This window comes from Pseudomonas flavocrustae (assembly GCF_029872515.1).
Lineage (GTDB): Bacteria > Pseudomonadota > Gammaproteobacteria > Pseudomonadales > Pseudomonadaceae > Chryseomonas > Chryseomonas aestiva.
Genome location: NZ_JAPDIQ010000002.1, coordinates 446,021 through 471,725 on the forward strand (window position 1 = coordinate 446,021; position 25,705 = coordinate 471,725).

Sequence of the window (25,705 nt, forward strand, 5' to 3'; positions counted from 1 at the left end):
GGCGGCAGGGGGAGTTAGGGATTCGAGGCGAGGGCAGGGCTGGGAGTTCCGATGCGAGAGGCGGCCAGGGCGCGTTTTGCGGCTTTTTTCAGTACCCCGTCATTTCCAGATAGCCCACCCCCTTGGCGCTGCCCTCCACCCTTACCGGACCTTCCCAGTAGGGCGTGCCCAGGGCCATCCAGGCATCGGGGTTGACCGCCGCGATATGCAGATCGAGCTGCTGCCCCGGCAGGGTGATGGACCAGCGTACCGGCACCTCGCGTCCGGCGACCCTGTGGGTGGACTCCGGCGCCAGGCGGATATCGCCGGGATGTAGGGGCTGGTTGTGGCCGTCGGCACCGATCAGGTTGCCGAATAGATAGTGCTGGCCGTCGGCCTGGCGCAGGCGATAGAGCATCAGTTGGCGACCGTCGTCCAGGTGCAGGGAAAACCAGTCCCAGCCGAGCTGGTCCGCGGCCAGGTGCTGGCTGCTCCATTCGCGATCCAGCCAGGCCAGGCCCTTGACCGGCACACGCCGGCCTTCGATCTCCAATTCGCCCTGGGCCTGGAAGAACGGCTGGCTGTAGTAGTAGGACGCCTGGCCACTGGCGGATTTGCGACTCACCCCGCCTTCGCCCTGGAGCACCAGCGGGCCGCTGGCGGCGAGATTCAGCCGGTAGGCGAAGCCCGGACCCTGGGCCCGAACCTCGGCGCGTCCGTTCAGGTCTCCGCTCAGCCGCCAGTCGTCGATCCAGGCGGAAAAGGGCGCGGCGGTCACCCCGGCCTGGCCGATGCCGCCGCGACCCTGGGTCTGGGCGGAAAACTGGCGGGTCTCGCTGGTAAGGCCGGCATGGCCCAGCCAGAGGTTGCCGTTGCTCCAGCCGGGCTGGTCGGCGCCGGGGCGCAGGGCGCTGCGGAACAGCGTCCATTGCACGCCGTATTGATGGCCCTCGGCATCGCTGAGGTTGGCCGTGACGTACCACCATTCGATGCGGAAATCCGGGTGGGCGCCGTGATCGGCCGGAAAGCTGAAGACCTTGCCGGGCACCACCGCGGCGAAGTTCTCGCTGCCCTGGCCGAGGCCGGCGAAGCCTGCGGACGGCGGCTGCTCGTCGCAACCGGTGAGCAGCAGGAATGCGACCAGCAGGACCCTAGCGTTCATTACCGAGTTCTCGCAGCAGATCCAGCGGTTGACTGCGCTGCAGCCGAAGCAGGGGCCAGGCGGCCGCCAGCAGGGTTGCCAGCAGGGCAATGGCGGAGAGCGCCAACAGCTGGCCCGGAAAGACCTGCAGCGGCAATCGCCAGCCAAAGGCCTGGACGTTCACCACCGCCACCAGGCACCAGGCGAGCAGGATGCCCAACGGGATGGCCAGTGCCAGGGTCAGCAGGGCGAGCCCCAGCAACTGGCCCAGACTGAGCAGGATCAGCCGCGGACGCTCGATGCCCAGCGCCCAGAGTGGCGCGAGCTGGCCGAGACGGCGTTGCGCCTGGCCGAGCAGGGCGATGAACAGGGCAAGACCGGCCACCGCCAGGGTCAGGGCATTGAGCGCCGCGGTGGCGCTGAAGGTGCGCTCGAAGACCTGGTCGGCATAACGCCGCAGCTGACCCTGATCGATGGAGTGACTGGCGTCCAGCCCGAAGCGCTGCTGCAGCTCGCTGCGCAGGGCCTCCACCTGCGCCGGCGCCATGCGGACGACGATGCGCACTAGGGCGGCATCCGGCCACAGCGCCCGCAGGCGAGCCTGAGGCAGCAGCAGGTGGCCGCGCGGATTGCCATAGTCGGCATAGGTGGCGAGCACCGGGGCGGACCAGCGACCCTGGCTGCCCTGCAGCTCCAGCCGTTGCCCCTTGACCACCCCCAGGCGGCGGGCCAGTTGCTCGCTGAGCATCAGGCCATCACCGGCGAAGAACGGCGTCCAGGCCTCGTCGCCGGCATCGAGCAGCGGCCAGTGTCGCCGATAGAGATCGGCGTCGAGGATACCGCTCAGGGTAGATGGCTGGCCTTGAATACCCGTCTCCCGTTCGTACACCGGCAGTACCGCGCGCACGCTGGATTGGCGGGGCAGCCAGTCGAGCAGGGTCGCCGCCTGGGCAGCGTCCTGCGGGCGCAGATAGAGTTCGGCGGCCAGGCGCTGGTCGAGCCAGCCATCGAAGGTGCGGCGAAAACCCTCGGTCATGCTGCCGGCGCCGACATTGGCCGCCAGGGCCAGCAACAACGCCATCAGCGCCTGGGACAGTCCGGGCAACTGTTGTCGGGCGTCGGCCAGGAACCAGCGCGAAAGTGGCCTCCGTGCCCGCTTCAGCAGGAGATCCAGCAGGGCGCTCAGCAGCGGGGGCAACGCCAGCGCGGCAGCCAGCAGGAGGCAACCCAGCAGGGCCAGGCCGCTGGCCAGGCTGTTGCCGCCCAGCCAGAGGACCAGCGCCGCCAGGCCCACCAGCAGGGCACCCAGCGCCTGGCGACGCAGCCAGCGGCCATGGGCAGCGCGCCAGGCCTCGCCCTGGGCCAGGGCCAGCAGCGGTAGCCGCGCCGCGCGCCACAGACCATCGGCACCGGCCAGCAGGGCTCCACCCAGGCTGAGGCCGAGGCCGGCCAGCCACCAGGCCGGACTCAGGGTCAGGCTGCCGGCGATTTCGGCGCCGTAGAGGCCGCGCAGGCTGGCCGCCACATCGGGTAGCAACAGCGCCGCCAGAAGGTACCCGCTGGCAACCCCCAGGGCGCCCGCCCCCAGGGCGATCAGCGCCAGCTCCAGGGTCAGCGCCAGTACCAGGGTCGCGGCCGACAGGCCACAGGCGCGCAGGGTACGCAGTAGGGCCCGGCGCTGTTCCAGCGCCAGACCGGTCGCGGCATGGACAATGAACAGGCCGACGGCAAAGGCCAGCAGGCCGAGTGCCAGCAGGTTAAGGTGGAAGCTGTCGGTCAGGCGGTCCAGTTCGGCGCCCTGGTCATTCTCCACCCGTTGCAGGCTGACCCCGTCCAGGGTGGGCAGGGCACGTTGGAAGGTCTTTGGCAGGATCAGCCGGGAAAGCTGGTCTGGCGCGTCCAGCAGGCGCTGAGCCTGGCCGATGTCCATTACCAGGGTACCGGGCGCCAGGCCGGGGCGCGGCTGCAACGGTGGCAGCACCAGGCCATCGGCGCGATGCAGCACCGCGCCGGCCTGCAGCCGCCATTCACGCAGCGTCTCTGGCGCGATCCAGGTGGTCCCGGTCGGACCGAGGAAGTCGAACAGGGCCTCTGGCGGTGCGCTGGCCGTCACGCCGCGATCGCTGGGCAGACTGACCGGTTCGATGCCCAGCAGTGGCAGGGCGCCCTCGCGCTCGGCCAGGGTCAGGCGCCCCTGTAGGACGGGCGACACCGGCCAGCCCTGGCGGCGCAGTTCAACGAACAGCGCCTGGGGCAAGCGCTTGCCGTCGGGGGCTTCAAGACTCGACTGGTCGGCGCCGAAGAGGGCGCTGGCCTGGGCATAGCTCTGGCGGGCCTGGGCGTTGAGCGCCAGCACTCCGGTCAGCAGTGCGGTCGCCAGCCACAGGCCGGCGACCAGGCCGGCGAGTTGCAGGGGATGCCGCCGCCAGTGACTGACCAGGCTGTGCAGACTCCAGTAGAGCAGCCTCATGATGGGCCCACGGCTGCGCCGCCGAGACGTCCGCGTTCCAGTTGCAGGGTGCGATCGAGATGACTGGCGATACGCGCGCTGTGGGTCACCATCAGCAGGCTGCTGCCGGTCTCGGCCACCAGTTCCAGCAACAGGGCGAGGGCCTGGTCGCCACTGGCTTCGTCGAGATTGCCGGTGGGTTCATCGGCGAGCAGCAGGGGTGGCCAGGAGGCGAGCGCCCGCCCCAGGGCCACGCGCTGCTGCTGGCCGCCGGAGAGCTGTTCCGGATAGCGTTCCAGCAGGGTGGCCAGGCCCAGGCGTTCGGCCAGCTCGGCTTGCCAGCGCGGATCATGGCGGCCGGCCAGCCGGGCCTGGAAGGCGAGATTGTCGGCCACGGTCAGACTGGCGATCAGATTGAATTGCTGGAAGATCAGCCCGATGCCCTCGCGGCGCCAGGTGGCGAGGTCACGCTCGTTGAGGCTGGCGAGTGCCTGGCCCGCGGCCTGGATATCGCCTCGGTCAGGCCGGTCGAGACCGGCGACCAGATGCAGCAGGGTGCTCTTGCCACTGCCGGATTCGCCCATGAGCGCCAGACTCGCGCCCCGCGCCAGGCTCAGGTCCACGCCGCGCAGGACCGGCAGCGGCCCCTGGGGCGTGGGATAACTCTTGTGCAGATCGGTGATGGTCAGCATCGCGCCTCCAGCGCCGGTCGTGGTCTGCAATCGACCGGGCGCGGGCGGTGACGTTCAGCGCGGTCAGCGGCGCTTGGCCTTGCCCTTGCCAGCTTTTTCGTCTTCCTCGCGCTGCAGGCGTTCGCACTTGCGCACCATGTTCAGGTAGTACACGGCGCTGCCGGCGAACAGGATGATGGGCAGCGCCAGGGACATTTCCAGCAGGCTGCCGGGGAAGGCGCTGGGCACCCAGTGGTGATAGAGCAGGATGCCGATCGCCAGCAGCACCGAGTACAGCAGGCCGTAGCCGCCGGCCTTGCGCGATTCGCGGGCGAGGTCGAGGGGCGGGCGATTCAGATCGTTGGGCTCGAACATGGAGGTCTCTGGCAGGCACTGAAGAAGGCGCTAGTCTAGCGCCTGGACTCGCGCCGGTCGCCACTGCTCGGGCACCCCGGACAAGACGTCGCAGGGATTGCCCGCCCCTCGTTCACGCGATGTTCAGGCAGACCTAAGCTTGAAATCTTATCCTTTGCAGCCATTTAGAGGCCTGACGATGGCAAGCGAGCAGGTCTCCTTGTAAGCTCGATCAGTTATTTGAACGCGCACAATGCGCACGGATAAGGAATCAACATGAAACAGTATCGGTTGGCAGCAGCGGTGGCCCTGGTGGGTCTGGTTCTGGGCGGCTGCGACTCCAAGCCCAAGGTCGAGCTGGAAAGCCCGGCCCAGAAGGCGTCCTACGGCATCGGCCTGAACATGGGCAAGAGCCTGGCCCAGGAAGGTATCGATGACCTGGATCCCAAGGCCGTCGCCCTGGGTATCGAGGACGCCGTTGGCAAGAAGGACCAGAAGCTGACCGATCAGCAGCTGACCGAAGCCTTCGCCGCCCTGCAGAAGCGTGCCGAAGAGAAGATGACCAAGGTCAGCGAAGACAACGCCAAGGCCGGCAAGAAGTTTCTTGAAGAGAACGGCAAGAAGCCTGGTGTGATCACCACCGCCTCCGGCCTGCAGTACGAAGTGGTCAAGAAGGCCGACGGCCCGCAGCCCAAGCCCACCGACGTGGTCACCGTGCACTACGAGGGCAAGCTGGTCGACGGTACCGTGTTCGACAGCTCCATCAAGCGTGGCACCCCGATCGACCTGCCGGTCAACGGCGTGATTCCGGGTTGGGTCGAGGCGCTACAACTGATGCATGTCGGCGAGAAGATCAAGCTGTACATCCCCTCCGAGCTGGCCTACGGCGCCCAGAGCCCGAGCCCGGCGATCCCGGCCAACTCGGTGCTGGTGTTCGACCTGGAACTGCTCGGCATCAAGGACGCCGCTGCTGCCGACGCCGAAGACGCCCCGGTCGCTCCGGCTGCCGATGCGCCGGCCGCTGCCGAAAAGGCCCCGGCCAAGAAGTAAGCCGCTCCTGCTGTATCAGACGCCCTGCCTTGCAGGGCGTTTTACGTTGGGCGGCGGGAAACCCTGACGCAGCGGTGCGATCAAAGCTGGGGTGAAAAGCCCTGCGCCAAAGGGGTTGCTGCCCTCCGTTCTCCATTGCTCGAGGTGTCCATGAAGCCGCCGAAGAATTTTGATCGCTATCTGGGTATCGCCCAGCGCCTGCTGATCCGTGGCCGCCTGCCGGCGCTGCTGCTCGGCGTCGCGCGCAAGACCAGCAAGCGTGGACTCAAGCTGGGCGAAGCCCGTGAGACCCTGGGGCTGTTCCATCAGTTGCTGCTGGCCTGGTGGCGCGGCGAGTATCGCGGGGTCAGCCGCAAGACGCTGCTGACCGTAGCCGGCGGCCTGGTCTATTTCCTGCTGCCTATTGACCTCATTCCCGACTGGGTGCCCATGTTCGGTCTGCTCGACGACCTCGCCGTGCTGGCCTGGGTCGGCAAGGCCTGCAGCGACGAGCTGGATGGCTTCCTAGCCTGGCGCGCCAACCGTACCGCAAGTCAGCAGGCGGCTCTGGCCGCGCTGCCCGACCGACACGAACGGCCGGCGGCGGGTGTCGCCCTCGATCAGCTGCGGGACTGAATGGCTTGAGCGTACGCATCAGTCGCCAGCACTGGCTGGCCTTGCTGGATGAACTGGAAAGTGCGCGGCGCAGCCGCAGCCTGCTGACCTATCGCTCGGTGATCGAACGGCTGGGGCTGCCCCAGCCGGCGATGGTGACTCTGACCACCGCTCTGGAGTATTTGGCGGCCCTCGACCGTCGCGAGGGCCGGCCCCTGCGCAGTGCGCTGGTGGTGAGCCAGAGCGGGACGCGCATCCCTCGTGAAGGTTTCTTCGACTGCGCCCTGCGCCTGGGTGCCCTGGACGGCTCGCCGCCGGTGAGCGATGCAGTCAGCTGGCACGCGGCCGAGGTGACCCGGGTATTCGACCACCGCTATCCCGACCATCGCCTTAAATAGGGTTCAAGCCCGCATCAGGTGCAGGCTGTAGCCGGGCACCCTCTTGGCGTTGCGCTTGGCTTCCGAGGCAAGGCCGGCCAGGCCGCTGGCATCCACCCGCTTGCCGGCCTCCTTGTCCAGCTCCACGACCCCCAGTGACAGCGACAGCAGCGGATACTCGCGGCGGCGGCCGTCTCTGTCGTAGGCGAGAAAGCAGCCGGCTTCCAGGTGCTCGCTGCGATAGAAATGCCGGCAGCGCTCCTGGAAGCCCGCCATCAGGCCGTTGAGTCGCTGTCGCCAGTCCGAGGAACCCAGCACCACCAGAAAGTCGTCGCCACCGATATGGCCGACGAAGTCCTGCTGCGGATCCAGGCGTTCGGAGAGGGTCTGCGCCAGCGAGAGCAGCACCTCGTCGCCCTTGGCGTAGCCATAGAGATCGTTGAAGGGCTTGAAGCCATCGATGTCGACGTAGCACACCACGGCTTCGCGCTGCTGATCCAGCAAGCGCGTGAGGCACTGCTGGATGGGCACGTTGCCGGGCAGCTGGGTGAGGGGGTTGGCGTGCTTGGCCTGCTGGATGCGCTGCTCGGTAATCAGCCGCAGGACATCCATCACCCGACCGACCCCGACATAGCGACCGCCCTCGGTAATGATGAAATCCTCTTCGATGCGCTGGCGTGCCCGCGCGGTGAGCAGCCGGCTGACCTGCTGCAGCGACTGGTTGGTTTCGGTGGCCAGGAAATCCTGGCTCATCAGCCGGGCGATGGGCTTGCGCGCGAACACTTCGTGGGCGAAGGGCTTGAGCAGCGCCGAACTCAGCTCGTGGTGATGGACGATGCCCACCGGGCGATCGTCCTCGTCCACCACCGCCAGGGTATTGAGGCTGGGTTGCAGGCGGAAGCGCTCCAGTACCTCGGGGATCAGCATGTCCTGGCCGACCGCGACCTGCTCGACCCTGAGGCTGGCGACGGTGGTCGCTTCCTCGGCGAAATCGGAACTGCGGGTGGTGATCACCGGCAGCAGGGTCTGGATCTCGCGCGGCGGGGCCGCCGTCGGGCGGCCCAGCAGATAGCCCTGCACCAGGTCGATGCCCATGCTAGCCAGGGTCGACAGCTCTTCGTGGGTCTCGATGCCCTCGGCGATCACCTGGGCCCGGGAGGCTTCGGCCATCTTCAGGATGGAGCCGACGAATTCGCGTTTCACCGCATCGCGGTGGATGGATTCGATGAAATGCCGATCGATCTTGACGAAGTCCGGGCGCAACTCCGACCAGCGCCGGAGGCTGGAATAGCCCGCGCCCAGATCATCGAGGGCGATGGAGAAGCCCATGGCGCGGTAGTGGTGCAGGGCGGTGGCCAGCAGCGCGAAGTCATCGATGGGCGCCTGTTCGGTCAGCTCGATCACCACCTGGGCCGGTGAGAGCCCCAGGCGCTGCAGCAGCTTGAGGGTCTGCCCCGACTGATGCGCCGGCTCCAGCAGGGTTTCCGGGCAGACATTGAGAAACAGCAGGCCATCCAGGGCCAGTTCGCGAAAGGTCTGGCAGGACTGCTGGCGGGCGGCGATTTCCAGTTCGGACAGGCGACCGGCCTGGCGCGCGGTGGCGTAGAGGGGCAGGGGGGATTGCAGCGGAGTATTGGAGGCGCCGCGGATGAGCGCCTCGTAGCCGAGGATGCGTCGCTCGCTCAAGGACACTATGGGTTGAAAGAGCGAATGCAGCTCGCGGTTGGCGAGAATGCGATCCAACACCCCAGCCTGGTCGTTAAGCGTCATGGTTAGCCTGTAGAAACCCAGAAACGAAAATGCCCGGGGGTCGCACTTGGCGACCCCCGGGCATTTCACGACAGAGATATGACGCTTTGATGTCAGCGCTTGGGTGGTGTCTGACTCAGGTCGAGATAGTCCAGCAGTACATGACCCGACTCCATCAGGTAGGCGTCGTCCTGCGGCTTGGTCTTGTCGTCGTCGATCGCCGGGTTGTCCTCGTCGATCTTCTTCAGCTCCTTGAGCGGGGCTTCACCCTTGCCCTGGCGCCGCTGGTTTTCCATGGCCAGCTGGCGATTGTCCAGGGCGGTCTGCTCGGCCCGGCGCTTCTGCTCGTTGAGGCTGACGGTGGTGTCCGCCGCCAGCTCCTGGGCCAGCTTCAGGCGCTCGCCAGCGAAGATGAAGTCGGGATCCTTCTGCACCCGCACGTCATGGCGCTTGACCAGTTCCGGCAGGTAGTTGGCGAAGGGATTGCTCAGGCCGGTCACCGCCGGGGCGATGGTATCCCAGGGCATGGAATCGGGCAGGGCGCTCTCGCCGATCTGCTTGGTGTCCACCACCGCCGGGTAATCGATGTCCGGCAGGACGCCCTGATGCTGGGTGCTCTGGCCGGAGACGCGATAGAACTTGGCGATGGTCAGCTTCAGCTCGCCATGGTTCAGCGGCTGGATGGTCTGCACGGTGCCCTTGCCGAAGGTCTGGCCACCGACGATCAGCGCGCGGTGATAGTCCTGCATGGCGCCGGCGAAGATCTCCGAGGCCGAAGCGGACAGGCGATTGACCAGCACGGTCAGGGGGCCCTTGTAGAAGGCGCCGCCTTCGTCGTCGGCCAGCACCTCGACCTTGCCGTCGCCATTGCGCACCAGCACGGTGGGACCCTGGTCGATGAACAGCCCGGTCAGCTCGGTGGCTTCCTGCAGCGAGCCACCACCGTTGTTGCGCAGGTCGAGGACGATGCCGTCGACCTTTTCCTTCTGCAGCTCACCGATGAGCTTCTTCACGTCACGCGTGGTGCTTTTGTAGTTCGGATCGCCCGCGCGATAGGCCTTGAAGTCCAGGTAGAACGCCGGCACGTCGATCACGCCGAGCTTGTAGTGCTTGCCCTCGTGGGGCACGTCGATCACGTGCTTCTGCGCCGCCTGCTCTTCGAGCTTGACCGCTTCGCGGGTGATGGTGACGATCTTGGTCTTCTGGTCGTTCGGCGCATTGCTCGCCGGGATGATCTCCAGGCGCACCTTGGAGTTCTTGGGCCCGCGGATCAGCTTGACCACCTCGTCGAGGCGCCAGCCGATGACATCGACCATTTCGCCGTCACCCTGGGCGACGCCGACGATCTTGTCGGCCGGAGCGATCTGCTTGGACTTGTCGGCAGGGCCGGCCGGGACCAGGCGCAGGATCTGCACGTAGTCGTTGTCGTTCTGCAGCACTGCGCCGATGCCTTCCAGCGACAGGCTCATGTTGATGTCGAAGTTCTCCGCGCTTTCCGGCGAGAGATACTGGGTGTGCGGGTCGTAGGACTCGGCGAAGGCATTGATGTAGGTCTGGAAGACATCTTCGCCACGGGTCTGGTTGAGGCGCGCCAGCTGATTCTTGTACCTCTTGGTCAGCTGCTGCTGGATCTGCTGGTCGGTCTTGCCGGACAGCCGCAGGCGCAGCACCTCGTCCTTGAGCTTGCGATGCCAGAGATCGTCCAGCGCGGCGGTGTCCGCCGGCCAGGCCGCCTTCTCGCGATTGGTGTTGAAGGACTCGTCGACACTGAAGTCGAGCTTGCCGATGCCGGCGTTGAGCAGGCCCAGCCCATAGTTCAGCCGCTCGGTCATGCGCTGGGCATAACGGCGGTAGATGGCGAAGCCCGGTTCGAGATTGCCCTGCTTGAGGTAGTCGTCGAAACGGGTGCGCGAGGCATCGAATTCGCGGATGTCGGCGGCATTGAAATATAGCCGGCCGGGATCAAGCATCTTCAGATAGCTGTCGTAGATCTTGATCGACTGGGCATCGTTGAGCGGCGGCTTGCTGTAGTGGTGCCGCTTGAGCAGTTCGACGATGTTGAGGCTGGCGATAACCTGGTCGCGGTCGGGTTGCAGTTTCTCGGCGCCTACCGGCGCGTTGGGCTTGGCGAAGAGGGGCGTTGCGCTGACGCCAAGCAGGACAACGAGGGCGGTACGGGACAAGAGCTGCTTCATGTGTATTCGACTAATGCACGGAAAGGAATAGGCTATAGGCCCTTCCCGGCCCGGGCGGTTCCGCGGCCAGGGGAAGTATGACGGGCGCTGACGAAAGTCGTCTGACGGCGGTCTGAAGGGTAGCGGCGATCGGAGGGGAAGGCTGTGACAGCCCCGCGTCTTCCGGTCCGCTCGACTCCCGCAGAACCCGCCGGCGCAGGCGCTTTTCGTCAAAGCCTGAGCCACTATGGAGGCACCGTGAACGCATTGCAAGGTATCGAAGGGCAACTGGAATGGCAGTCACTGAGCGCTCGCGCTCTGGCGCCAGGGGAAATTCGCATCAAGGTGGCGGCCGCCGGCCTCAACCGTGCCGACCTGCTGCAACTGGCCGGCAACTATCCGCCGCCACCCGGCGCGCCGGCGACCCTGGGCCTCGAATGCGCCGGGGTGGTCAGCGAGACCACCGCGGATTCGCGCTGGCAGGTGGGTGATCGCGTCTGCGCACTCCTGGCCGGCGGCGGCATGGCCAGCGAGGTGGTTGTGGATGGGCGCCAGGCCGCTTCCGTGCCGGAAGGCCTGTCGTTGGTCGAGGCCGCGGCGCTGCCCGAGGTCTGGGCGACCGCCTGGAGCAACCTGTTCGACTTGGCCGCCCTGCAGCCGGGTGAAAAGGTGCTGCTGCATGCCGGTGCCAGCGGCGTTGGCTCGGCCGCCATCCAGCTGTGCAAGGCCTTTGGCAATCCCTGCTGGGTCAGCGTTGGTTCCCAGGATCGTCTGGCGCACTGCGAGCGCCTCGGCGCCGAGGGCGGGGTGCTGCGCAAGACCGATTTGGAAGGCCTGCGCGATTTCGCGCCCTTCCACGTCATCCTCGATCCGGTGGGGGCGAACTATGCGCCGCTCAACCTGGACCTACTGGGCCAGGATGGACGCTGGGTGCTGATCGGCCTCATGGGCGGTCGTCAGGCCGAGATGGATCTGGGCAAGGTACTGGGCAAGCGCATCCGCATCATCGGTTCGACCCTGCGCAATCGATCCGTGGAGTTCAAGGCCAAGACCATGAGATCCCTGGAAGCCAGGGTCTGGCCGCTGTTCGCCGAAGGCAAGCTGAACGTCAACCTGGAACGCCGCTTCGCCGCCCAGAACGCCGAAGCCGCCTTTGCCGCCCTGGAAAGCAACGAGGTGAACGGCAAGGTGGTGCTGGTGCTGGACGAGGGGTTGGAGTAGCACCCACGGCCAGGGTTATCGCGGCCATGGCGGTCCGCCGCTACGGTCGCTCCTACAGATCGAGTCCGCTGTAGGCGCAACTGTCTTCATCGCGGCCATGGGCCGCTCCTACGAGGGGCGATGCTTCTGTAGGAGCGGCCCATGGCCGCGATAACATAAGTGTCTTACTGACTCTACCGCCAGCTGAGGATCGGCCAGCCGGCCTGTGCCGCGCGCTCGCGCAATACCGGATCCGGGTTGACCACGTGCGGCTTGCCCACCGCTTCGAGCAGCGGCAGGTCGTTGCGGGAGTCGGAGTAGAAGCTGGCGTTAGCCAGCAGGCTGCGGTCGCCGCCGAGCAATTCCAGCAGCCGGGTCAGCTTGCCTTCGCGAAAGGTCATGACCCCTTCCACCTGGCCGCTGTAGACGCCGTGGCTGACCTGCAGATCAATGGCCAGCACCTCTTCCACGCCCAGCCGCTCGGCAATGGGCTCCACCAGATGCACCCCGGAAGCCGAGACGATGATCACGCGGTCGCCGGCGGCGCGGTGGGCAGCGATGCACTTCATGGCGTCGCTGAAGATCAGCGGTTCGATGACGTCCTCGACCCAGGGACCGACCTCGAAATCCACTTCTTCGGGCGTGCGGCCCACCAGGGGTTCGAGGTGGAAGGCCATGTAGTCTTCCATGGCCAGTTCGCCCTGGGCGTAGGCCGCCATCAGCTCGCTGTCGCGCCGCACGAAGGACTCGCGGTCGACCCAGCCGAGCACGCCCATCTGCTGGCTCCAGAGACTGGAGCAGTCACCATCGATAAGGGTTTCGTCGAGATCGAAAATCGCCAGGGTCATGCCACTTCTCTCAGGCTGTCGGAATCGACGGCCAGGGTGACGGCTGTGCCGTTCGCCTGCAAGGCCGACGGGCCATGGTTGAGAACGTCGACATTGAGTTCGCAGGCTTCGGTGGCGATCCGGTAGCGGATCACGTTGCCCAGCAGGCTGTGGCCAACGATGCGGCCGCTGAAACCACCGGCGGCGCCGAGCCTTATGGCCTCGGGACGAATCGCCACCTGCCCCTGGAAGGTCTGGCCGAACAGCCGGCTGGCCTGGTCGGCGCTGAGCAGGTTGTAGTTGCCGATGAAGCCGGCGGCGAAGGCATCCACCGGCGCGGTGTAGAGGGTCTCGGCATCGCCGCTCTGGACGATGCGGCCCTCGCGCATCAGCACGATGCGATCGGACAGGGTGAGAGCCTCTTCCTGGTCATGGGTGACGAACACCGTGGTCAGGCCCAGCTCCTGCTGGATGGCGCGAATCTGTTCGCGCAGGTGGCGACGGATGCGGGCATCCAGCGCCGAGAGGGGTTCGTCCAGGAGCAGCAGCCGTGGCCGCACGATCAGCGAGCGCGCCAGGGCCACCCGCTGGCACTGGCCACCGGAGAGCTGGTGCGGATAGCGCGTGGCGAAGCCTTGCAGTTCCACCAGGGTCAGGACCTCCTGCACGCGCTGCTGCACCTCGTCCCGTGCCAGGCGCTGCATGCGCAGGCCGAAGGCGACGTTCTGCTCCACCGTCATGTTGGGAAACAGCGCATAGCTCTGGAACACCATGGCGATGCCGCGGCGCTGCGGTGGTAGCTGGGTGATGTCCTGGTCGGCCAGCACGATGGCGCCGCGGTCGACCTCGGTGAGCCCGGCCAGGCAGCGCAGCAGGGTGGACTTGCCGCAGCCCGAGGGACCGAGCAGGGTCACCAGTTCGCCCTGTTCGGCATGGAATTCGATGTCGGTGAACAGGGTGTTGGCGCCGTAGCGCTTGTGCAGTCCCTTGACCGCGAGATAGCTCATGTCCGCTCCCGATTGAGGCGATTGGCGATCCAGGTCAGCAGCAGGACCGCGAGGAAGTAGGAGATCACCAGGGCGCTGGTCAGGTGGCCACTGCCGTTGCGCAGGTTGTAGAGGTAGATCTGCAGCGTCTCGTAGCGCGTTCCCACCAGCAGGTTGGCAAAGACGAATTCGCCGATGAGAAAGGAAAAGGACAGGAACAGCGCCACCATCAGCCCGGTCCGCAAATTGGGCAGCACCACCAGCAGGGCGGCGCGCCAGGAGCTGGCGCCGAGCAGGTGGGCGGCGTCCATCAGGTCGCGCAGATTCAGCGCCTGGAGGTTGTTGCTGATGGCGCGGTACATGAAGGGCAGGGCGATGGTGAAGTAGCAGAACACCAGGATCCAGGGCGTGCCGGTCAGCGGCAGCGGACCACTTGCGTAGAGCTGCAACAGACCAACCGCCGAGACCACCGGCGGTACGGCGAAGGGCAGCAGGATCAGCACGTTCATCAGCGCATCCAGCCGTGGAAAGTGATAGGCGACGGCGAACATGGCCGGCAGGATCAGCACGCAGGACAGCGCCAGGGCGCCAAAGCAGATCGCCAGGGAACGACCGAAGGCGGCGAGAAAGCGCGGCTCGCTCCACAGCTGCAGGTACCACTTGAAGGTGAAGCCCGCCGGCAGCAGGGTCGCCGACCACTGGGTGGCCAGGGAATAGAGGAGGGTCGCGGCCAGGGGCGTGAACAGGATCAGGAACAGGACCCAGACCACTGTCCGATGATAGAGGCGCTCAGTTCTGGACATGCCGACTCCGCCGTAGCAGCCACTGGTGGACGAGGGTGATCAGGGTCATGAAGGCCACCAGCAGCATGGCCAGCGCCGCGGCCAGGTTGGGCTCCAGATAGATATCGCCGGAAACCAGGGCGGCGATGCGCACCGGTACCACGTTGAAGTTGCCGGTTGTGAGCGCATAGACCGTGGCGTAGGCGCCCAGGGCGTTGGCCAGCAGGATGATGAAGGTGCCGACCAGCGCCGGGCTGAGCACCGGCAGGCCGATGTGCCGCCAGTATTGCCAGGTGCCGGCGCCGAGCAGCGCCGCCGCGTCGCGCCAGTCCTGCTTGAGGGCTTCGAAGGCCGGGAACAGCAGCAACACCCCCAGGGGAATCTGGAAGTAGGTGTAGATGAGGATCAGTCCGCCCTTGGTGTAGAGGTTGAAGCCTTCGATCAGTCCGAATTGCTTGAGCGCCAGGGTCAGGCAACCGTTGATGCCCAGCAGGATGATGAAGGCGAAGGCCAGCGGCACCCCGGCGAAGTTGCTGGTCATGTTGGTGAAGGCCACCACGAAGCCGCGCAGCCGCGAGTCGACCCGGGTCAGCGAATAGGCGCCGAGCAGGGCGATGAGCAGACCGCAGACGCTGGACCAGAGCGAAATTTCCAGGGAGAAGCGGATGGCCTGCAGGTAAAAGGGCGAGCCGAGGATTTCGGCGTAGTTGCCCAGGCCCCAGCCACTTTCGCTGGAATTGAAGCTGTTGAAGGCGATCCAGGCCAGGGGCGCCAGCTGGAAGGCGCCGAACACCAGCAGGAAAGGCAGGATCAGCAGCAGGGCGAGCCAGGGCCGCTTCATGCCAGCAACTCCCGGCATAGCGGCTTGTCGTGGGCAAGACCCAGCAGCGTGCAGACGGTGCCGCAGATCTCCACCTGGCGCGGTGTGGCCTCGCCCAGGGAGAAGCCCGCGCCAAAGACGAACAGGGGCACCTCGCGTTCTTCCGGAAGCGTCCCGCCGTGACTGCGGTCGTCGTTCATGCCGTGGTCGGCGGTCACCAGCACCTGGTAGCCGGCGTCCAGCCAGGCGGGCAGGTAGTGGGACAGCAGGCCGTCGGCGCGGCGCGCGGCATTGCGGTATTCGGGGCTGGAGAGGCCGTGCCGGTGGCCGGCATCGTCGATGTTCATTGGATGGACCAGGAGGATGTCCGGCGCCTGGGTCAGGCGCAGGTGCTCGGCGTCGTCGAACAGATGGGAGTCCGGGTAGTGGTCGGCGTAATAGAAGTGGCCGTGCTGGATCGGCAGGGCGGTGTCGCTGACGTGCCTGTCCCGCGCTCGATCGAAGGGGCTGCGGTTGTAGAGTTCGCTGACCCAGTGGTAGGCCGCCGCCGCCGTGGTGAGGCCGGCGGCCTGGGCCAGATGGAAGAGGCTGGTCTGGTTGGACAGCCGGTCCACGCCATTGTGGACGATGCCGCTGCGCACCGGGGGCACCCCGGTAAGCAGGCATTCGTAGAGCGGGCGGGAGAGCGAGGGCAATTCGCACTCCAACCGGTAGAGGCGACCCCGGCCAGCCAGGCAGAGCGCCTGGAGAAAGCCGAGTCCGTGTTCGGCGACCCTCAGGGCGAGTCCGTCCAGCACGACCAGGATGACCTTCATGACGTCACTGCTGCATGTTGATCAGAACGTGTTCCTGCCAGAGCCGCGGCAGGCGCTTGGAGGTTTCCTCCCAGGCCTTGGCGTCGGCGATGGGCCGGGCCTTGGCGTATTGCGCCTGGGGCAGCAGCTTGGCCTGGACGTCGGCCGGCAGGGTCAGGTGCTCGGCGCGGATCGGCCGGGCATAGCCCTGGGCCAGGTTGATCTGGCCGGCGTCGGAGAAGATGTACTCGCGGGCCAGCTTGGCGGCGTTGGGGTGCTTGGCGTACTTGTTGATGATGGTGGTGTAGCCGGAGGTCACCGAGCCATCGGAGGGGATCAGCACCTCGAAGCGCGAGCGATCGATCTGGTCGCGATAGCTCAGGGCGTTGAAGTCCCACACCACCCCGACTTCCACTTCACCCTTCTCGAGGTTGGCCACCACCGGGTTGGTGAAGGCCAGGCGACCCTGCTTGGCCAGCTTGGCGAAGAAGTCCAGCGCCGGCTTGATGTTCTTTTCGTCGCCGCCGTTGGCATAGGCCGCTGCCAGTACGCCACTCACCGCCTGGGAGGCGGCGCTGACGTCGCCGATGGTGACCTTGTAGTTGCCCTTGAGGAGATCGGCCCAGGAGTGGGGGACGTCCTTGACGGTCTGCTTGTTGACGATGAAGGCGATGGTGCCGGTGTAGGCCAGCGCCCAGTGACCGTCGCTGTCCTTGGCCCAGCTCGGTACCTGGTCCCAGGTGCTCGGCTTGTAGGGCTGGGTAACGCCCTTCTGCACGGCGATGGGGCCGAAGGAAGCACCGACGTCACCGATGTCGGCGGAGGCGTTCTCGCCTTCGGCGGCGAACTTGGCGATCTCCTGGGCGGAGCTCATGTCGGTATCCTGATGCTTGAGCCCATATTTCTGCTCAAGGTCCTGCCAGGTACCTTTCCAGTTTGCCCAGGTATCGGGCATGCCGACGCTGTTCACCTCGCCTTCCTTGCGGGCGGCGGCTTCGAGGGACTTGAGATCGACGGTATCGGCGAAGGCGGTACCGGCCTGTAGCGCAACGGCAGTGGCCAACAAGGAAGCAAGCAGACGGGTCATACGGGTGCTCCAGGTGTTAGGGCTTGGTCTAGGTCAGCAAGACACAGGCCAATCTAGGACCGGGGTATGACGATTTGATGGCAATGCGCCCTGTTTCACCGCTGGCACGGGCGCTGCAATCGTCACCAAGCGGTCATCTGGCCGTCTTAGTCTCCCAACAAACCCTAGTCGAGGCACTCCGGGTGCACCAATCCGAAACTGGTCTAGTCCAAAGAAGTGCGCCGGGTGCCGGTGCCATCCGCCAGGCATTGCAGGAGCAGATCGCCCATGGCCTGCTGCCGGCCATGGAGCGCCTGCCCTCCGAGCGCCAGCTGAGCGAGCTGTTCGCCACCACCCGTATCACCCTGCGTGAAGCCCTGCTGCAGCTGGAAGCCCTAGGGCTGATCTATCGCGAGGAACGTCGGGGCTGGTTCGTCGCCCCGCCGCGGCTGGCCTACAACCCCCTGGCACGGACCCATTTTCACGCCATGGTGGAAGCCCAGGGACGGGTACCGGCGACCGAGGTCGTGGCGGCCCGGCAGATGCTGGCGTCCGCGGAGATCTGTCGCCTGCTGGAGTTGCCGGCGCTGTCCAGCGTCTATCAGATCCGCCGGGTGCGTCGGGTGGACGGCCGGCTGGTGCTCTATGTCGAGCACTACCTCAATGCCGCCTATTTCCCGGGCTTGCTGGAGCACGATCTGCAGCGCTCCCTCACCGAGTTGTATCGCGACCGCTACGACATTCGCTACGGCGAGGTGCGCTTCGAGATCCTGCCGACGGCGCTGCTGCCGGAGGCGGCCCAGGCGCTGCGGGTGGCGCAGGGCAGTCCGGCGCTGCACATCACCCGCATCAACCACGACCAGCAGGGGCGACTGATCGATTGCGACCTGGAATTCTGGCGGCATGACGCCATCCAGGTCAGGGTCGAAGTACCGGACTAGGCTGGCTTCAGAGCGGCAGTTCGCTGCTCGCATAGAAGGCCGTCAGCACCTTGATCAGATGGCCCAGGTCATGGCTGCCGGCCAGTTCGCGGATGGAGTGCATGGCGAAGGTGGGCAGGCCGATGTCTACGGTGCGCACCCCCAGCTGCCCGGCGGTGATGGGGCCGATGGTGGAACCGCACCCCATGTCGCTGCGCACCACGAAGCTCTGTACCGGCACCGCTTCGCGTTGGCAGAGGTCGCGGAAGAAGGCCGCGGTTTCGCTGCTGGTGGCATAGCGCTGGTTGGCATTCACCTTGATCACCGGGCCGCCGTTCAGTTTCGGGCCGTGGTTGCCATCGTGCTTGTCGGCATAGTTGGGGTGCACGCCATGGGCGTTGTCGGCCGAGATCAGCAGCGAGCGCTGCAGGGTGCGGGTAAAGGCATCCCCGGCGGGCAGCAGGCGTTGCAGCACCTGTTCGAGGAAGGGACCGTCGGCGCCGCAGCAGGAGGTGGAGCCCACTTCCTCGTGATCGGTGCAGACCAGCACGGCGTTCTCGTCGCCCTCGTCGGCCAGCAGGGCTGCCAGGCCGGCATAGCAGGACAGCAGGTTGTCCAGGCGAGCGGCGGCGATGAAGTCGTCATCCAGCCCGATCAGGGCGGCGGGCTGGACATCATAGAAGCTCAGTTCGAAATCCAGCACCTCGGCTTGGTCTATGCCATGTTCCTGCTGCAGGCGCGCCGCCAGCAGGGCGCGGAAGTCGCGCCGCTCGCCGGCAGGCACCTGGGCCAGGATCGGTGGCAGCTCGTTCTGGGCATTGATGGCCCAGCCCTGGTTGGCTTCGCGATTGAGGTGGATGGCCAAATTGGGAATGATCGCCAGCGGCTTGCGGAAGTCGATCAGGCGACTCTGCACCCGGCCCTCGGCGCGATAGGTCACCCGGCCCGCCAGGGACAGGTCGCGGTCGAACCAGGGCGCCATCAGCATGCCGCCGTAGACCTCGACGCCCAGTTGCCAGAAGCCCTGCCGCTGCAGCTCCGGCTGCGGCTTGACCTTGAGGCAGGGACTGTCGGTATGGGCGCCGACCAGGCGCAGGCCGCGTTCCAGCGGTTGGGCACCCAGGCGCACGGCGATCAGCGACGAATCGTTGCGGGTGACGTAGTAGCGTCCACCCGGCTGCACGGACCAGCTTTCTCGCTCGTCCAGGCGTTGGTAGCCGGCGGCTTCGAGACGGCGCGCGAGGGTTGCGGTGGCGTGGAAGGGCGTGGGCGAGGTGGAGAGGAAATCGATGAGGCCTTGGATCTGATCGGTACGCATGGACGACTCCGGACGACAAGGCGTCCAGTCTAGGTTCTGGACCCAGGGGAGTCGAGCGTAGCGCCCAGGGCGGACGGCAGCTCAGGGCTCAGCGGCGCTGCAGCACCAGGTGATGGATATGCCAGTGCTTGGGCCGCCCGACCGCGGTATGGCCGTCCTCCTCCTCTTCCCGCTGCAGGAGGACTTGCCAGTCCCGCAGCAGCTGTTGCAGGACCGCGGCGTCGACGACCGCCACCCCCTTGCTGGCCCAGCTGTCCCGCTCGCCGAGCAACTGGCCGCAGAACAGCCCACCCGGGCGCACCGCCGCGGTGATCCCGGTCCAGAGCAGCGGGAAGCGCGCTGGCTCGCAAAAGGGCAGGGCGAAGCTGGAATTGACGAGGTCGCAGGGAGGGATTTCGAGCGTTTCAAAGCGTGCCTGGCGGGTTTCCAGGCGTTTCTGCAGCAGGGTCGGCGTGCGCTCGCGCAGGGTGCTCAGCGCCTCGGCCTCGGCATCCACCGCCAGCACCTGCCAGCCGCGTTCCAGCAGGACGAGGGTGTCGCGCCCGGTGCCACAGCCCAGATCCAGCGCCAATCCTGGCGGATCTGAGCGGGATGAGAGTGCCTGCAGCAGGGTCTCGCGCGGACCGCCCGCGGCAGTGGCGGTGTAGTAGGACGTCCAGTGAGACAAGCGGCACTCCTCTGGCTGAGTGCCTCAGTATGCCAGCGCCCAGGCTTAGAAAGGCGCGGGACTGGTAAAGCTCATCCGCTCGCCCGAAAGGGGGTGGGTCAGCGTCAGCAGGCTGGCGTGCAGGCAGAGGCGCGGCTGGGCCGCCAGCGCCTCGCCCTCGGCATAGAGCTGATCGCCCAGCAGCGGATGCCCGATGCTCAGCATATGGACGCGCAGCTGATGGGAGCGGCCGGTAATGGGCGTGAGCTCCACCCGGCTGTAGTGGCCATGGCGCTCCAGCACCTGCCAGAAGGTCAGGGCATGGCGTCCCAGTTCGTGATCCACCACATGGCGCGGCTTGGTCGGCGGGTCGTAGCGCAGCGGCAATTCGATGCGGCCGCTGTTGGCCTCCGGTTCGCCCCAGCAGAGGGCGATGTAGGCCTTTTCCGTTTCGCGATCATGGAATTGCCTGGACAGCTCGCGATGGCTGTCGGCGTCCCGCGCCAGCACGATGACGCCGGAGGTCTCCCAGTCCAGGCGATGGACGATGCGCGCCTCGGGATAGCCGTTTTCCTGCAGGCGGGTCACCAGGCAGTCGCGGTTGTCTTCGGCGCGACCGGGGACCGACAGCAGCAGGGTAGGCTTGTCGACCACCAGCAGGGCGGCGTCCTCGTGGATGATGCGAATGTTGGAGAGGGGCATGGGCTTCCTGGGACCTGGCGGCGAATCGCGGCACCGCGCTGGGCAGGTACCGAGGATTCGCCATGGCTTAAACGCCAGCGGCGGCCCTGGGGCCGCCGCTGTCCTGCTGCGCTCGCCTTAGCGGTCGGGCAGGGTGATGTTAAGTTCGAGGATCGAGCAACTGCCCTGATTTTCCAGTTCGACCTGGATCTGGTCCTGCTCGATGGGCACGTACTTGCGGATCACTTCCAGCAGATCTTTCTGCAATTGCGGCAGATAGTCCGGCTGCTCGTGGCGACCGCGTTCGTGGGCCACGATGATCTGCAGCCGCTCCTTGGCTATCGAAGCGCTGTTCTGCTTCTTCCGATCGCGAAAGAAGTCGAAGATGTTCATTCGCTACCACCCCCGAACAGACGTTGCAGGAAGCCTTTCTTCTTCACGTCGAGGAAGCGATAGGCCACTTCCTTGCCGAGCAGTCGTTCCACGGTATCACTGTAGGCCTGACCGGCGTCGCTCTGTTCGTCGAGAATTACCGGGATACCCTGGTTCGACGCCTTGAGCACCGCCTGGGATTCGGGGATCACGCCGAGCAGGCGGATGGACAGGATCTCTTCCACGTCCTCGACGCCGAGCATTTCGCCCTTGGTGACGCGCTCGGGGTTGTAGCGGGTCAGCAGCAGGTGTTCCTTGATGGCTTCCTCGCCCTTTTCCGCGCGGCGCGACTTGCTGGCCAGCAGGCCGAGCATGCGGTCGGAGTCGCGGACCGAGGAGACTTCGGGGTTGGTCACCACGATGGCCTCGTCGGCGAAGTACATCGCCAGGTGAGCACCCTTCTCGATGCCGGCCGGGGAGTCGCAGACGATGAAGTCGAAGGTCTGCTTGAGTTCGTTGATCACGCGCTCCACGCCGTCCTGGGTCAGGGCGTCCTTGTCGCGGGTCTGGCTGGCGGCCAGCACGAACAGGTTCTCGAGACGCTTGTCCTTGATCAGGGCCTGACTCAGGGTGGCTTCGTTGTTGATCACGTTGACGAAGTCGTACACCACGCGGCGCTCGCAGCCCATGATCAGGTCGAGGTTACGCAGGCCGACGTCGAAGTCGACGATGACGGTCTTGTGGCCGCGCAGGGCGAGACCGGTACCGATGGCGGCGCTGCTGGTGGTCTTGCCGACGCCGCCCTTGCCGGAGGTGACTACGAGTACTTTGGCCAAACTGATTCACCTTGATCGAAAGGAATAACTGAAGCGACTCGATGCCCTCGGTGACGAGATTGCAGGCAGTGTCGCGCTTCGTGTTGCCGTTGGCGGCTTAGGCGCCAAGTGCGAAAAATTCGCGGAAGTATCCGTCAAAGACGGGTGATGTTCAACACATCTCCCACCAGACTGACCTGTACCGGATTGCCCCATTGTGGATGGCGTCGCAGGTCCTCGGCGACCTTGTACTGGCCAGCGATGGAGAGCAGTTCCGCGGTCAGCTGCTGGCAGAAAATCCGCGCTTTAGTATCACCTTTTACCCCGGCCAGCGCTCGGCCGCGCATGGGGCCGTAGACATGGATGTTGCCGTCGGCGAGCAATTCGGCGCCCGGGCTGACCGGCGCCAGCACCACTAGGTCACCGGCCGGGGCATAGAGCTGCACACCGCCGCGCACCGGGGCGGTGATGATCTTGGTCGGATTGATCGTCGGTGCGGCCGGTTTAGGCGGTTCCGCCGGCTTGACCGGCTCGCGATCGCGCGGTTCGACCTGGCGTTCACGCCCGCCGGAACTGACTGGCAGGATCGGCAGGTCGTAGTCGTTGGCGGCGGCCAGATCCCCGCTGCGACTGGCGCGCAGGGCCAGGGTGCGCAGGCCGTGCCGGCGGCAGAGGTCGAGGAGGGCGCCCAGGTCGAGCGGGCCGGCATCCTCGGCGAGCTTGTCGAGGCCCAGTACCAGCGGCGTTTCCTGGAAGAAGTTGGGGGCCTGGGCGACCTTCTGGGCCAGTTGCCGGTCCAGGCGCCCCAGGTCGTTGCGGAGAAGCTCCAGCACGGTCACGGCGAGCATGTTGCCCTTGAGCTGGAAGACGGAGTCGCTTTCGGAAGGATCGGCTGCGGTCATGGTGGGTACTTGTGCTTGGATGGCGGGACTTATAGCGGGATGCCCGGCGTGTCGCAACCCTCACCGGGTCTGGGGGACCATGACTGTGAAGGCTACGGGAAATCTGCGCGAGCCCTGTAGAATGGCGCGACTTTTTCATGCAGGAGTTCCGATGGAGCGGCCGTCTTTCCGCCTCGCCTTTCTCAATCCACGTTATTGGCCGCTCTGGCTGGGGCTGGGGCTGCTCTGGCTGCTGGTGCAACTGCCCTATGCCGTGCTGCTGCGATTCGGCCAGGGACTCGGCTGGCTCTTCTATCACGTCGCCGGTCAGCGCCGCGCCATCGCCCGCCGCAATCTGGAACTCTGCTTTCCCCGGCTCGACGAGCGGGCACGCGATCGCCTGCTGAGGCGCAACTTCGCCAGCAGCGCCATGGCCCTGCTGGAGATGGCCATGAGCTGGTGGTGGCCGCGGCAGCGCCTGGCCCGCCTGGCCCATATCGAAGGCCTCGAGCACCTGCAGGCCGCTCAGCGCGAAGGTCAGGGGGTGATCCTCATGGCGCTGCATTTCACCACCCTGGAAATCGGCGCGGCGCTGCTCGGGCAGCGGCACACCATCGATGGCATGTACCGCCAGCACAAGAATCCGGTGTTCGACTTCATCCAGCGCCGCGGTCGCGAGCGCCACAACCAGGACGCCACTGCCATCGAGCGCGAGGACGTCCGCGCCATGCTCAAGGTACTGCGCGCCGGACGGGCCATCTGGTATGCGCCCGACCAGGACTACGGCGCCAAGCAGAGTCTGTTCGTGCCGCTGTTCGGCATCCAGGCAGCCACGGTAACGGCCACCACCAAGTTCGCCCGCCTGGGGCGCGCACGGGTGCTGCCCTTCACCCAGGAGCGCCTGGCGGACGGTTCGGGCTATCGCCTGGTCGTTCATCCGCCGCTGGCCGACTTCCCTGGCGAGAGCGAGGAAGCCGACTGCCTGCGCATCAATCACTGGGTCGAGCGCTGCGTCAGCGAGTTGCCCGAGCAGTACCTCTGGGCCCATCGGCGGTTCAAGACCCGTCCGCCCGGCGAGCCAAAGCTCTATCCGAAGAAGAAGCGCTAGATGAGTCTGGGCGGCGAGCGGCGCACCGGGCTGATTCTGGCCGGCGGTGGCGCGCGGGCCGCCTATCAGGTCGGGGTGCTGCAGGTGGTGGCCGATACCCTGGCGGTCCGTTCCGAGAATCCCTTCCCGATCCTCGTCGCTACCTCGGCGGGCGCGCTCAACGCCGCCGTGCTGGGCTGCGGCGCCCTGGATTTCGGCCGTGCGGTGGATCGCCTGGCGGCGGTCTGGTCGAGCCTGGAAACGGCGATGATCTATCGCAGCGACTGGGCCGGGGCGAGCCGCCAGGCCGCGCGTTTCGGCCTGCAGACGCTGTTCGGCGCCTGGCGCCAGGAACCGCTGGCCCTGCTCGATAACGCGCCCCTGCGGGCGCTGCTCAGCCGCGAGCTGGATTTCTCCGGGATCACCGCGGCCTTGCGCCAGCGCGCCCTGCGAGCCGTGGCGGTCACGGCCTTCGGCTATGCCTCGGGCCAGGCGATGACCTTCTACCAGAGTCATGGCGCGCTCGATCCCTGGTTTCGTCATCGGCGCGTCGGGGTGCCGGCACGGCTGGCGGTCGACCATTTGCTGGCCAGCACGGCCATTCCACTGTTCTTTCCGCCGGTGAAGGTCGGGCGGGAGTTCCTGGGCGACGGTTCGGTACGGCAGACGGCGCCCATCAGTCCGGCGCTGCATCTGGGGGCGGAGCGTATCCTGGTGATCGGACTCGGCGCGCCTGGGGGTCACGAGCACGGACTGCAGGGTCGGCCGCCGACGGTGGCGCAGATCGGCGGTCATCTGCTCAACAGCACCTTCGTCGATGCCCTGGACAGCGATACCGAAACCCTCCGGCGCCTCAATCTGCTGAGTAGCGCCCTGCCGGCAGGGGACCCGGTCAGCGGACGCTTCTGCCGTCCCGTGGACATGCTGGTGATCTCGCCCAGCCAGCCGCTGGCGGACATCGCCACCCGGCACCGCAAACGCCTGCCACCGGCGTTGCGGCAGTTGCTACGGGGAGTCGGGGTGAATCGCCCCTCGGGCAGCGCGCTGCTCAGCTATCTGCTGTTCGAGGCGGCCTACTGCCAGGAACTCATGGCGCTGGGGCGGACCGATGCCCTGGCCCGCCTGCCCGAACTCCAGACCTTTCTCGCCCGCGCCTAGGCCTTATTCGGCGATCTGCAGTTCCCGCGCCTTGGTGTAGAAATAGCGGATCTTCTCGTACTCGAAGGGCGAGTTGAGCTGGCCGTATCTCATGTCGGTCACGTACCTGAGGTTGATGCCGCGCAGCACCATGATCTCCGGATGACGACCGCTTTCGTCGCTGACGTTGAGGAAGTTCACCTGGGCTTCAGCGGCAAAATCCACCGCCAGACCGCCGGTATCGCGCAGGTTGGACGGGCCGAGGACCGGCAGCATCAGGTAGGGGCCATTGCCAACCCCATAGAAGCCCAGCGTCTGGCCGAAGTCTTCCGGCTGCTTGATCAGCCCGACGCGAGTCGCCGGGTCCCACAGGCCGAACACCCCGATGGTGGTGTTGAGCAGCAGGCGGCCGGTGGTGTCCAGGGCGCGGCGGCCCTTGAACTGCAGCACGCTGTTGAGCAGGTTGTTGACGTCGCCCAGGTTGCTGAAGAAGTTGCTCACGCCCGAACGTACGAAGCGCGGGGTGATCCAGCGGTAGCCGTTGACCACCGGCAGCAGGACCCACTCGTCCAGCCGATAGTTGAAGTGGTAGACGTGGCGATTCCAGGATTCGAAGGGATCGTAGACGTCCAGGGCGACCAGGGACGCCCGTTCGAATTCGCGCTGGTCCAGACCCGGGTTGTACTTGAGGGTCGACAGCGGATTGCTGAAGCCATCGGCGCCCACCGGCGCGGCCGGCATGGTGTCCGAGCCGATGGTCAGGGTCGAGGAGGGCGGCGGACTCGATTCGGCGGCGAAGACCGAGGCACTGGCCATCAGGAGGAGAGCGAGCAGG

At 66.3% G+C, this 25,705-nt stretch carries 26 protein-coding genes; 7 read left to right on the forward strand and 19 right to left on the reverse strand.

Annotated elements, in window-relative coordinates; genetic code table 11:
- Window positions 1-88 precede the first annotated feature (88 nt).
- From OMP44_RS06810 to OMP44_RS06825, 4 genes are all read right to left on the reverse strand, one after another.
- Window positions 89-1,141: a lipocalin-like domain-containing protein gene (locus OMP44_RS06810; protein ID WP_280307086.1), complete on the reverse strand. Its 1,053-nt coding sequence runs from the start codon at window positions 1,139-1,141 to the stop codon at window positions 89-91.
- Window positions 1,131-3,590: an FtsX-like permease family protein gene (locus tag OMP44_RS06815; protein WP_280307088.1), complete on the reverse strand. Its 2,460-nt coding sequence runs from the start codon at window positions 3,588-3,590 to the stop codon at window positions 1,131-1,133. The genes OMP44_RS06810 and OMP44_RS06815 overlap by 11 nt, the downstream gene beginning before the upstream one ends.
- Window positions 3,587-4,261, reverse strand: a complete 675-nt coding sequence (locus OMP44_RS06820; RefSeq protein ID WP_280307090.1) for an ABC transporter ATP-binding protein — start codon at window positions 4,259-4,261, stop codon at window positions 3,587-3,589. Before OMP44_RS06820 ends, OMP44_RS06815 begins: the two co-directional genes overlap by 4 nt.
- A gap of 63 nt (window positions 4,262-4,324) precedes the next feature.
- A complete protein-coding gene (locus tag OMP44_RS06825; protein ID WP_187979031.1) occupies window positions 4,325-4,615 on the reverse strand; it encodes a hypothetical protein in 291 nt (96 codons plus the stop codon).
- A 255-nt stretch (window positions 4,616-4,870) separates the two neighbouring features.
- On the opposite strand from OMP44_RS06825, the gene bamJ reads away from it, so the two are divergent.
- From bamJ to OMP44_RS06840, 3 genes are all read left to right on the forward strand, one after another.
- Window positions 4,871-5,644 (forward strand): BamJ family beta-barrel-assembly machinery protein, encoded by a 774-nt coding sequence (gene bamJ, locus OMP44_RS06830; RefSeq protein WP_280307091.1) that lies wholly within the window; start codon window positions 4,871-4,873, stop codon window positions 5,642-5,644.
- A 150-nt stretch (window positions 5,645-5,794) separates the two neighbouring features.
- Window positions 5,795-6,259 (forward strand): YkvA family protein, encoded by a 465-nt coding sequence (locus OMP44_RS06835; RefSeq protein ID WP_280307093.1) that lies wholly within the window; start codon window positions 5,795-5,797, stop codon window positions 6,257-6,259.
- A gap of 5 nt (window positions 6,260-6,264) precedes the next feature.
- Window positions 6,265-6,636, forward strand: a complete 372-nt coding sequence (locus OMP44_RS06840) for a hypothetical protein (RefSeq protein ID WP_280307095.1) — start codon at window positions 6,265-6,267, stop codon at window positions 6,634-6,636.
- Between the two features lie 3 nt (window positions 6,637-6,639).
- Here OMP44_RS06840 and OMP44_RS06845 read toward each other — a convergent pair whose 3' ends face one another.
- On the reverse strand, window positions 6,640-8,385 hold the full coding sequence (locus OMP44_RS06845) for a bifunctional diguanylate cyclase/phosphodiesterase (RefSeq protein ID WP_273862838.1): 1,746 nt from the start codon (window positions 8,383-8,385) through the stop codon (window positions 6,640-6,642).
- Window positions 8,386-8,477: 92 nt separating this feature from the next.
- Window positions 8,478-10,559: a carboxy terminal-processing peptidase gene (locus OMP44_RS06850; RefSeq protein ID WP_187979032.1), complete on the reverse strand. Its 2,082-nt coding sequence runs from the start codon at window positions 10,557-10,559 to the stop codon at window positions 8,478-8,480.
- Window positions 10,560-10,796: 237 nt separating this feature from the next.
- Here OMP44_RS06850 and OMP44_RS06855 point away from each other — a divergent pair, with 237 nt between their 5' ends.
- Window positions 10,797-11,759: an NAD(P)H-quinone oxidoreductase gene (locus OMP44_RS06855; protein WP_280307098.1), complete on the forward strand. Its 963-nt coding sequence runs from the start codon at window positions 10,797-10,799 to the stop codon at window positions 11,757-11,759.
- Window positions 11,760-11,932: 173 nt separating this feature from the next.
- Here OMP44_RS06855 and OMP44_RS06860 read toward each other — a convergent pair whose 3' ends face one another.
- The 6 genes from OMP44_RS06860 to OMP44_RS06885 are packed head-to-tail and all read right to left on the reverse strand — an operon-like array spanning window position 11,933 to window position 17,034.
- Window positions 11,933-12,586, reverse strand: coding sequence for an HAD family hydrolase (locus OMP44_RS06860; RefSeq protein WP_280307099.1), 654 nt, complete (start codon window positions 12,584-12,586; stop codon window positions 11,933-11,935).
- Window positions 12,583-13,572 carry an ABC transporter ATP-binding protein gene (locus OMP44_RS06865; RefSeq protein WP_280307101.1) on the reverse strand — a complete coding sequence of 330 codons (990 nt, stop codon included), beginning with the start codon at window positions 13,570-13,572 and terminating at the stop codon, window positions 12,583-12,585. The genes OMP44_RS06860 and OMP44_RS06865 overlap by 4 nt, the downstream gene beginning before the upstream one ends.
- A complete protein-coding gene (locus OMP44_RS06870) occupies window positions 13,569-14,354 on the reverse strand; it encodes an ABC transporter permease (RefSeq protein ID WP_133859349.1) in 786 nt (261 codons plus the stop codon). Before OMP44_RS06870 ends, OMP44_RS06865 begins: the two co-directional genes overlap by 4 nt.
- Window positions 14,341-15,174: an ABC transporter permease gene (locus OMP44_RS06875; RefSeq protein ID WP_133859348.1), complete on the reverse strand. Its 834-nt coding sequence runs from the start codon at window positions 15,172-15,174 to the stop codon at window positions 14,341-14,343. The genes OMP44_RS06870 and OMP44_RS06875 overlap by 14 nt, the downstream gene beginning before the upstream one ends.
- Window positions 15,171-15,968: an alkaline phosphatase family protein gene (locus OMP44_RS06880; RefSeq protein ID WP_280307103.1), complete on the reverse strand. Its 798-nt coding sequence runs from the start codon at window positions 15,966-15,968 to the stop codon at window positions 15,171-15,173. The genes OMP44_RS06875 and OMP44_RS06880 overlap by 4 nt, the downstream gene beginning before the upstream one ends.
- A 4-nt stretch (window positions 15,969-15,972) precedes the next feature.
- Window positions 15,973-17,034, reverse strand: coding sequence for an ABC transporter substrate-binding protein (locus OMP44_RS06885; protein WP_133859346.1), 1,062 nt, complete (start codon window positions 17,032-17,034; stop codon window positions 15,973-15,975).
- Window positions 17,035-17,216: 182 nt separating this feature from the next.
- Between OMP44_RS06885 and OMP44_RS06890 the strand changes: the two genes are divergently transcribed.
- Entirely contained in the window at window positions 17,217-17,954 is a 738-nt protein-coding gene (locus OMP44_RS06890) for a UTRA domain-containing protein (protein WP_058790817.1), read from the forward strand.
- A gap of 7 nt (window positions 17,955-17,961) precedes the next feature.
- Here the strand turns inward: OMP44_RS06890 and OMP44_RS06895 are convergent, their stop codons facing one another.
- The 6 genes from OMP44_RS06895 to minC all read right to left on the reverse strand — a co-directional run bounded on the left by OMP44_RS06895 (window position 17,962) and on the right by minC (window position 22,667).
- Complete coding sequence (locus OMP44_RS06895; protein ID WP_280307105.1) at window positions 17,962-19,251, reverse strand: M18 family aminopeptidase; 1,290 nt, start codon at window positions 19,249-19,251, stop codon at window positions 17,962-17,964.
- 88 nt (window positions 19,252-19,339) lie between these two features.
- Window positions 19,340-19,918 (reverse strand): class I SAM-dependent methyltransferase, encoded by a 579-nt coding sequence (locus OMP44_RS06900; RefSeq protein ID WP_187979039.1) that lies wholly within the window; start codon window positions 19,916-19,918, stop codon window positions 19,340-19,342.
- Window positions 19,919-19,963: 45 nt separating this feature from the next.
- Complete coding sequence (locus OMP44_RS06905) at window positions 19,964-20,599, reverse strand: RluA family pseudouridine synthase (protein ID WP_187979040.1); 636 nt, start codon at window positions 20,597-20,599, stop codon at window positions 19,964-19,966.
- Between the two features lie 117 nt (window positions 20,600-20,716).
- On the reverse strand, window positions 20,717-20,971 hold the full coding sequence (gene minE / locus OMP44_RS06910) for a cell division topological specificity factor MinE (RefSeq protein ID WP_017642793.1): 255 nt from the start codon (window positions 20,969-20,971) through the stop codon (window positions 20,717-20,719).
- Complete coding sequence (gene minD / locus OMP44_RS06915; protein WP_133859342.1) at window positions 20,968-21,786, reverse strand: septum site-determining protein MinD; 819 nt, start codon at window positions 21,784-21,786, stop codon at window positions 20,968-20,970. Before minD ends, minE begins: the two co-directional genes overlap by 4 nt.
- Window positions 21,787-21,920: 134 nt before the next feature.
- On the reverse strand, window positions 21,921-22,667 hold the full coding sequence (gene minC, locus OMP44_RS06920; RefSeq protein WP_133859341.1) for a septum site-determining protein MinC: 747 nt from the start codon (window positions 22,665-22,667) through the stop codon (window positions 21,921-21,923).
- Window positions 22,668-22,818: 151 nt separating this feature from the next.
- On the opposite strand from minC, the gene OMP44_RS06925 reads away from it, so the two are divergent.
- Window positions 22,819-23,754 carry a lipid A biosynthesis lauroyl acyltransferase gene (locus tag OMP44_RS06925; protein ID WP_280307110.1) on the forward strand — a complete coding sequence of 312 codons (936 nt, stop codon included), beginning with the start codon at window positions 22,819-22,821 and terminating at the stop codon, window positions 23,752-23,754.
- Complete coding sequence (locus tag OMP44_RS06930; RefSeq protein WP_280307111.1) at window positions 23,755-24,891, forward strand: patatin-like phospholipase family protein; 1,137 nt, start codon at window positions 23,755-23,757, stop codon at window positions 24,889-24,891.
- A gap of 3 nt (window positions 24,892-24,894) precedes the next feature.
- On the opposite strand, the gene OMP44_RS06935 is transcribed toward OMP44_RS06930, so the two are convergent.
- A complete protein-coding gene (locus tag OMP44_RS06935) occupies window positions 24,895-25,611 on the reverse strand; it encodes an MlaA family lipoprotein (protein WP_252977306.1) in 717 nt (238 codons plus the stop codon).
- Window positions 25,612-25,705: the final 94 nt, after the last annotated feature.

Excerpts from the sequence above, each read along its gene's own strand:
- OMP44_RS06810 (WP_280307086.1), bottom strand. The coding sequence starts at position 1,141 with ATGAACGCTAGGGTCCTGCTGGTCGCATTCCTGCTGCTCACCGGTTGC.
- OMP44_RS06815 (WP_280307088.1), bottom strand. The coding sequence starts at position 3,590 with ATGAGGCTGCTCTACTGGAGTCTGCACAGCCTGGTCAGTCACTGGCGG.
- OMP44_RS06820 (WP_280307090.1), bottom strand. The coding sequence starts at position 4,261 with ATGCTGACCATCACCGATCTGCACAAGAGTTATCCCACGCCCCAGGGG.
- OMP44_RS06825 (WP_187979031.1), bottom strand. The coding sequence starts at position 4,615 with ATGTTCGAGCCCAACGATCTGAATCGCCCGCCCCTCGACCTCGCCCGC.
- bamJ (WP_280307091.1), top strand. The coding sequence starts at position 4,871 with ATGAAACAGTATCGGTTGGCAGCAGCGGTGGCCCTGGTGGGTCTGGTT.
- OMP44_RS06835 (WP_280307093.1), top strand. The coding sequence starts at position 5,795 with ATGAAGCCGCCGAAGAATTTTGATCGCTATCTGGGTATCGCCCAGCGC.
- OMP44_RS06845 (WP_273862838.1), bottom strand. The coding sequence starts at position 8,385 with ATGACGCTTAACGACCAGGCTGGGGTGTTGGATCGCATTCTCGCCAAC.
- OMP44_RS06850 (WP_187979032.1), bottom strand. The coding sequence starts at position 10,559 with ATGAAGCAGCTCTTGTCCCGTACCGCCCTCGTTGTCCTGCTTGGCGTC.
- OMP44_RS06860 (WP_280307099.1), bottom strand. The coding sequence starts at position 12,586 with ATGACCCTGGCGATTTTCGATCTCGACGAAACCCTTATCGATGGTGAC.
- OMP44_RS06865 (WP_280307101.1), bottom strand. The coding sequence starts at position 13,572 with ATGAGCTATCTCGCGGTCAAGGGACTGCACAAGCGCTACGGCGCCAAC.
- OMP44_RS06870 (WP_133859349.1), bottom strand. The coding sequence starts at position 14,354 with ATGTCCAGAACTGAGCGCCTCTATCATCGGACAGTGGTCTGGGTCCTG.
- OMP44_RS06875 (WP_133859348.1), bottom strand. The coding sequence starts at position 15,174 with ATGAAGCGGCCCTGGCTCGCCCTGCTGCTGATCCTGCCTTTCCTGCTG.
- OMP44_RS06880 (WP_280307103.1), bottom strand. The coding sequence starts at position 15,968 with ATGAAGGTCATCCTGGTCGTGCTGGACGGACTCGCCCTGAGGGTCGCC.
- OMP44_RS06885 (WP_133859346.1), bottom strand. The coding sequence starts at position 17,034 with ATGACCCGTCTGCTTGCTTCCTTGTTGGCCACTGCCGTTGCGCTACAG.
- OMP44_RS06895 (WP_280307105.1), bottom strand. The coding sequence starts at position 19,251 with ATGCGTACCGATCAGATCCAAGGCCTCATCGATTTCCTCTCCACCTCG.
- OMP44_RS06905 (WP_187979040.1), bottom strand. The coding sequence starts at position 20,599 with ATGCCCCTCTCCAACATTCGCATCATCCACGAGGACGCCGCCCTGCTG.
- minE (WP_017642793.1), bottom strand. The coding sequence starts at position 20,971 with ATGAACATCTTCGACTTCTTTCGCGATCGGAAGAAGCAGAACAGCGCT.
- minC (WP_133859341.1), bottom strand. The coding sequence starts at position 22,667 with ATGACCGCAGCCGATCCTTCCGAAAGCGACTCCGTCTTCCAGCTCAAG.
- OMP44_RS06925 (WP_280307110.1), top strand. The coding sequence starts at position 22,819 with ATGGAGCGGCCGTCTTTCCGCCTCGCCTTTCTCAATCCACGTTATTGG.
- OMP44_RS06930 (WP_280307111.1), top strand. The coding sequence starts at position 23,755 with ATGAGTCTGGGCGGCGAGCGGCGCACCGGGCTGATTCTGGCCGGCGGT.
- OMP44_RS06935 (WP_252977306.1), bottom strand. The coding sequence starts at position 25,611 with ATGCCGGCCGCGCCGGTGGGCGCCGATGGCTTCAGCAATCCGCTGTCG.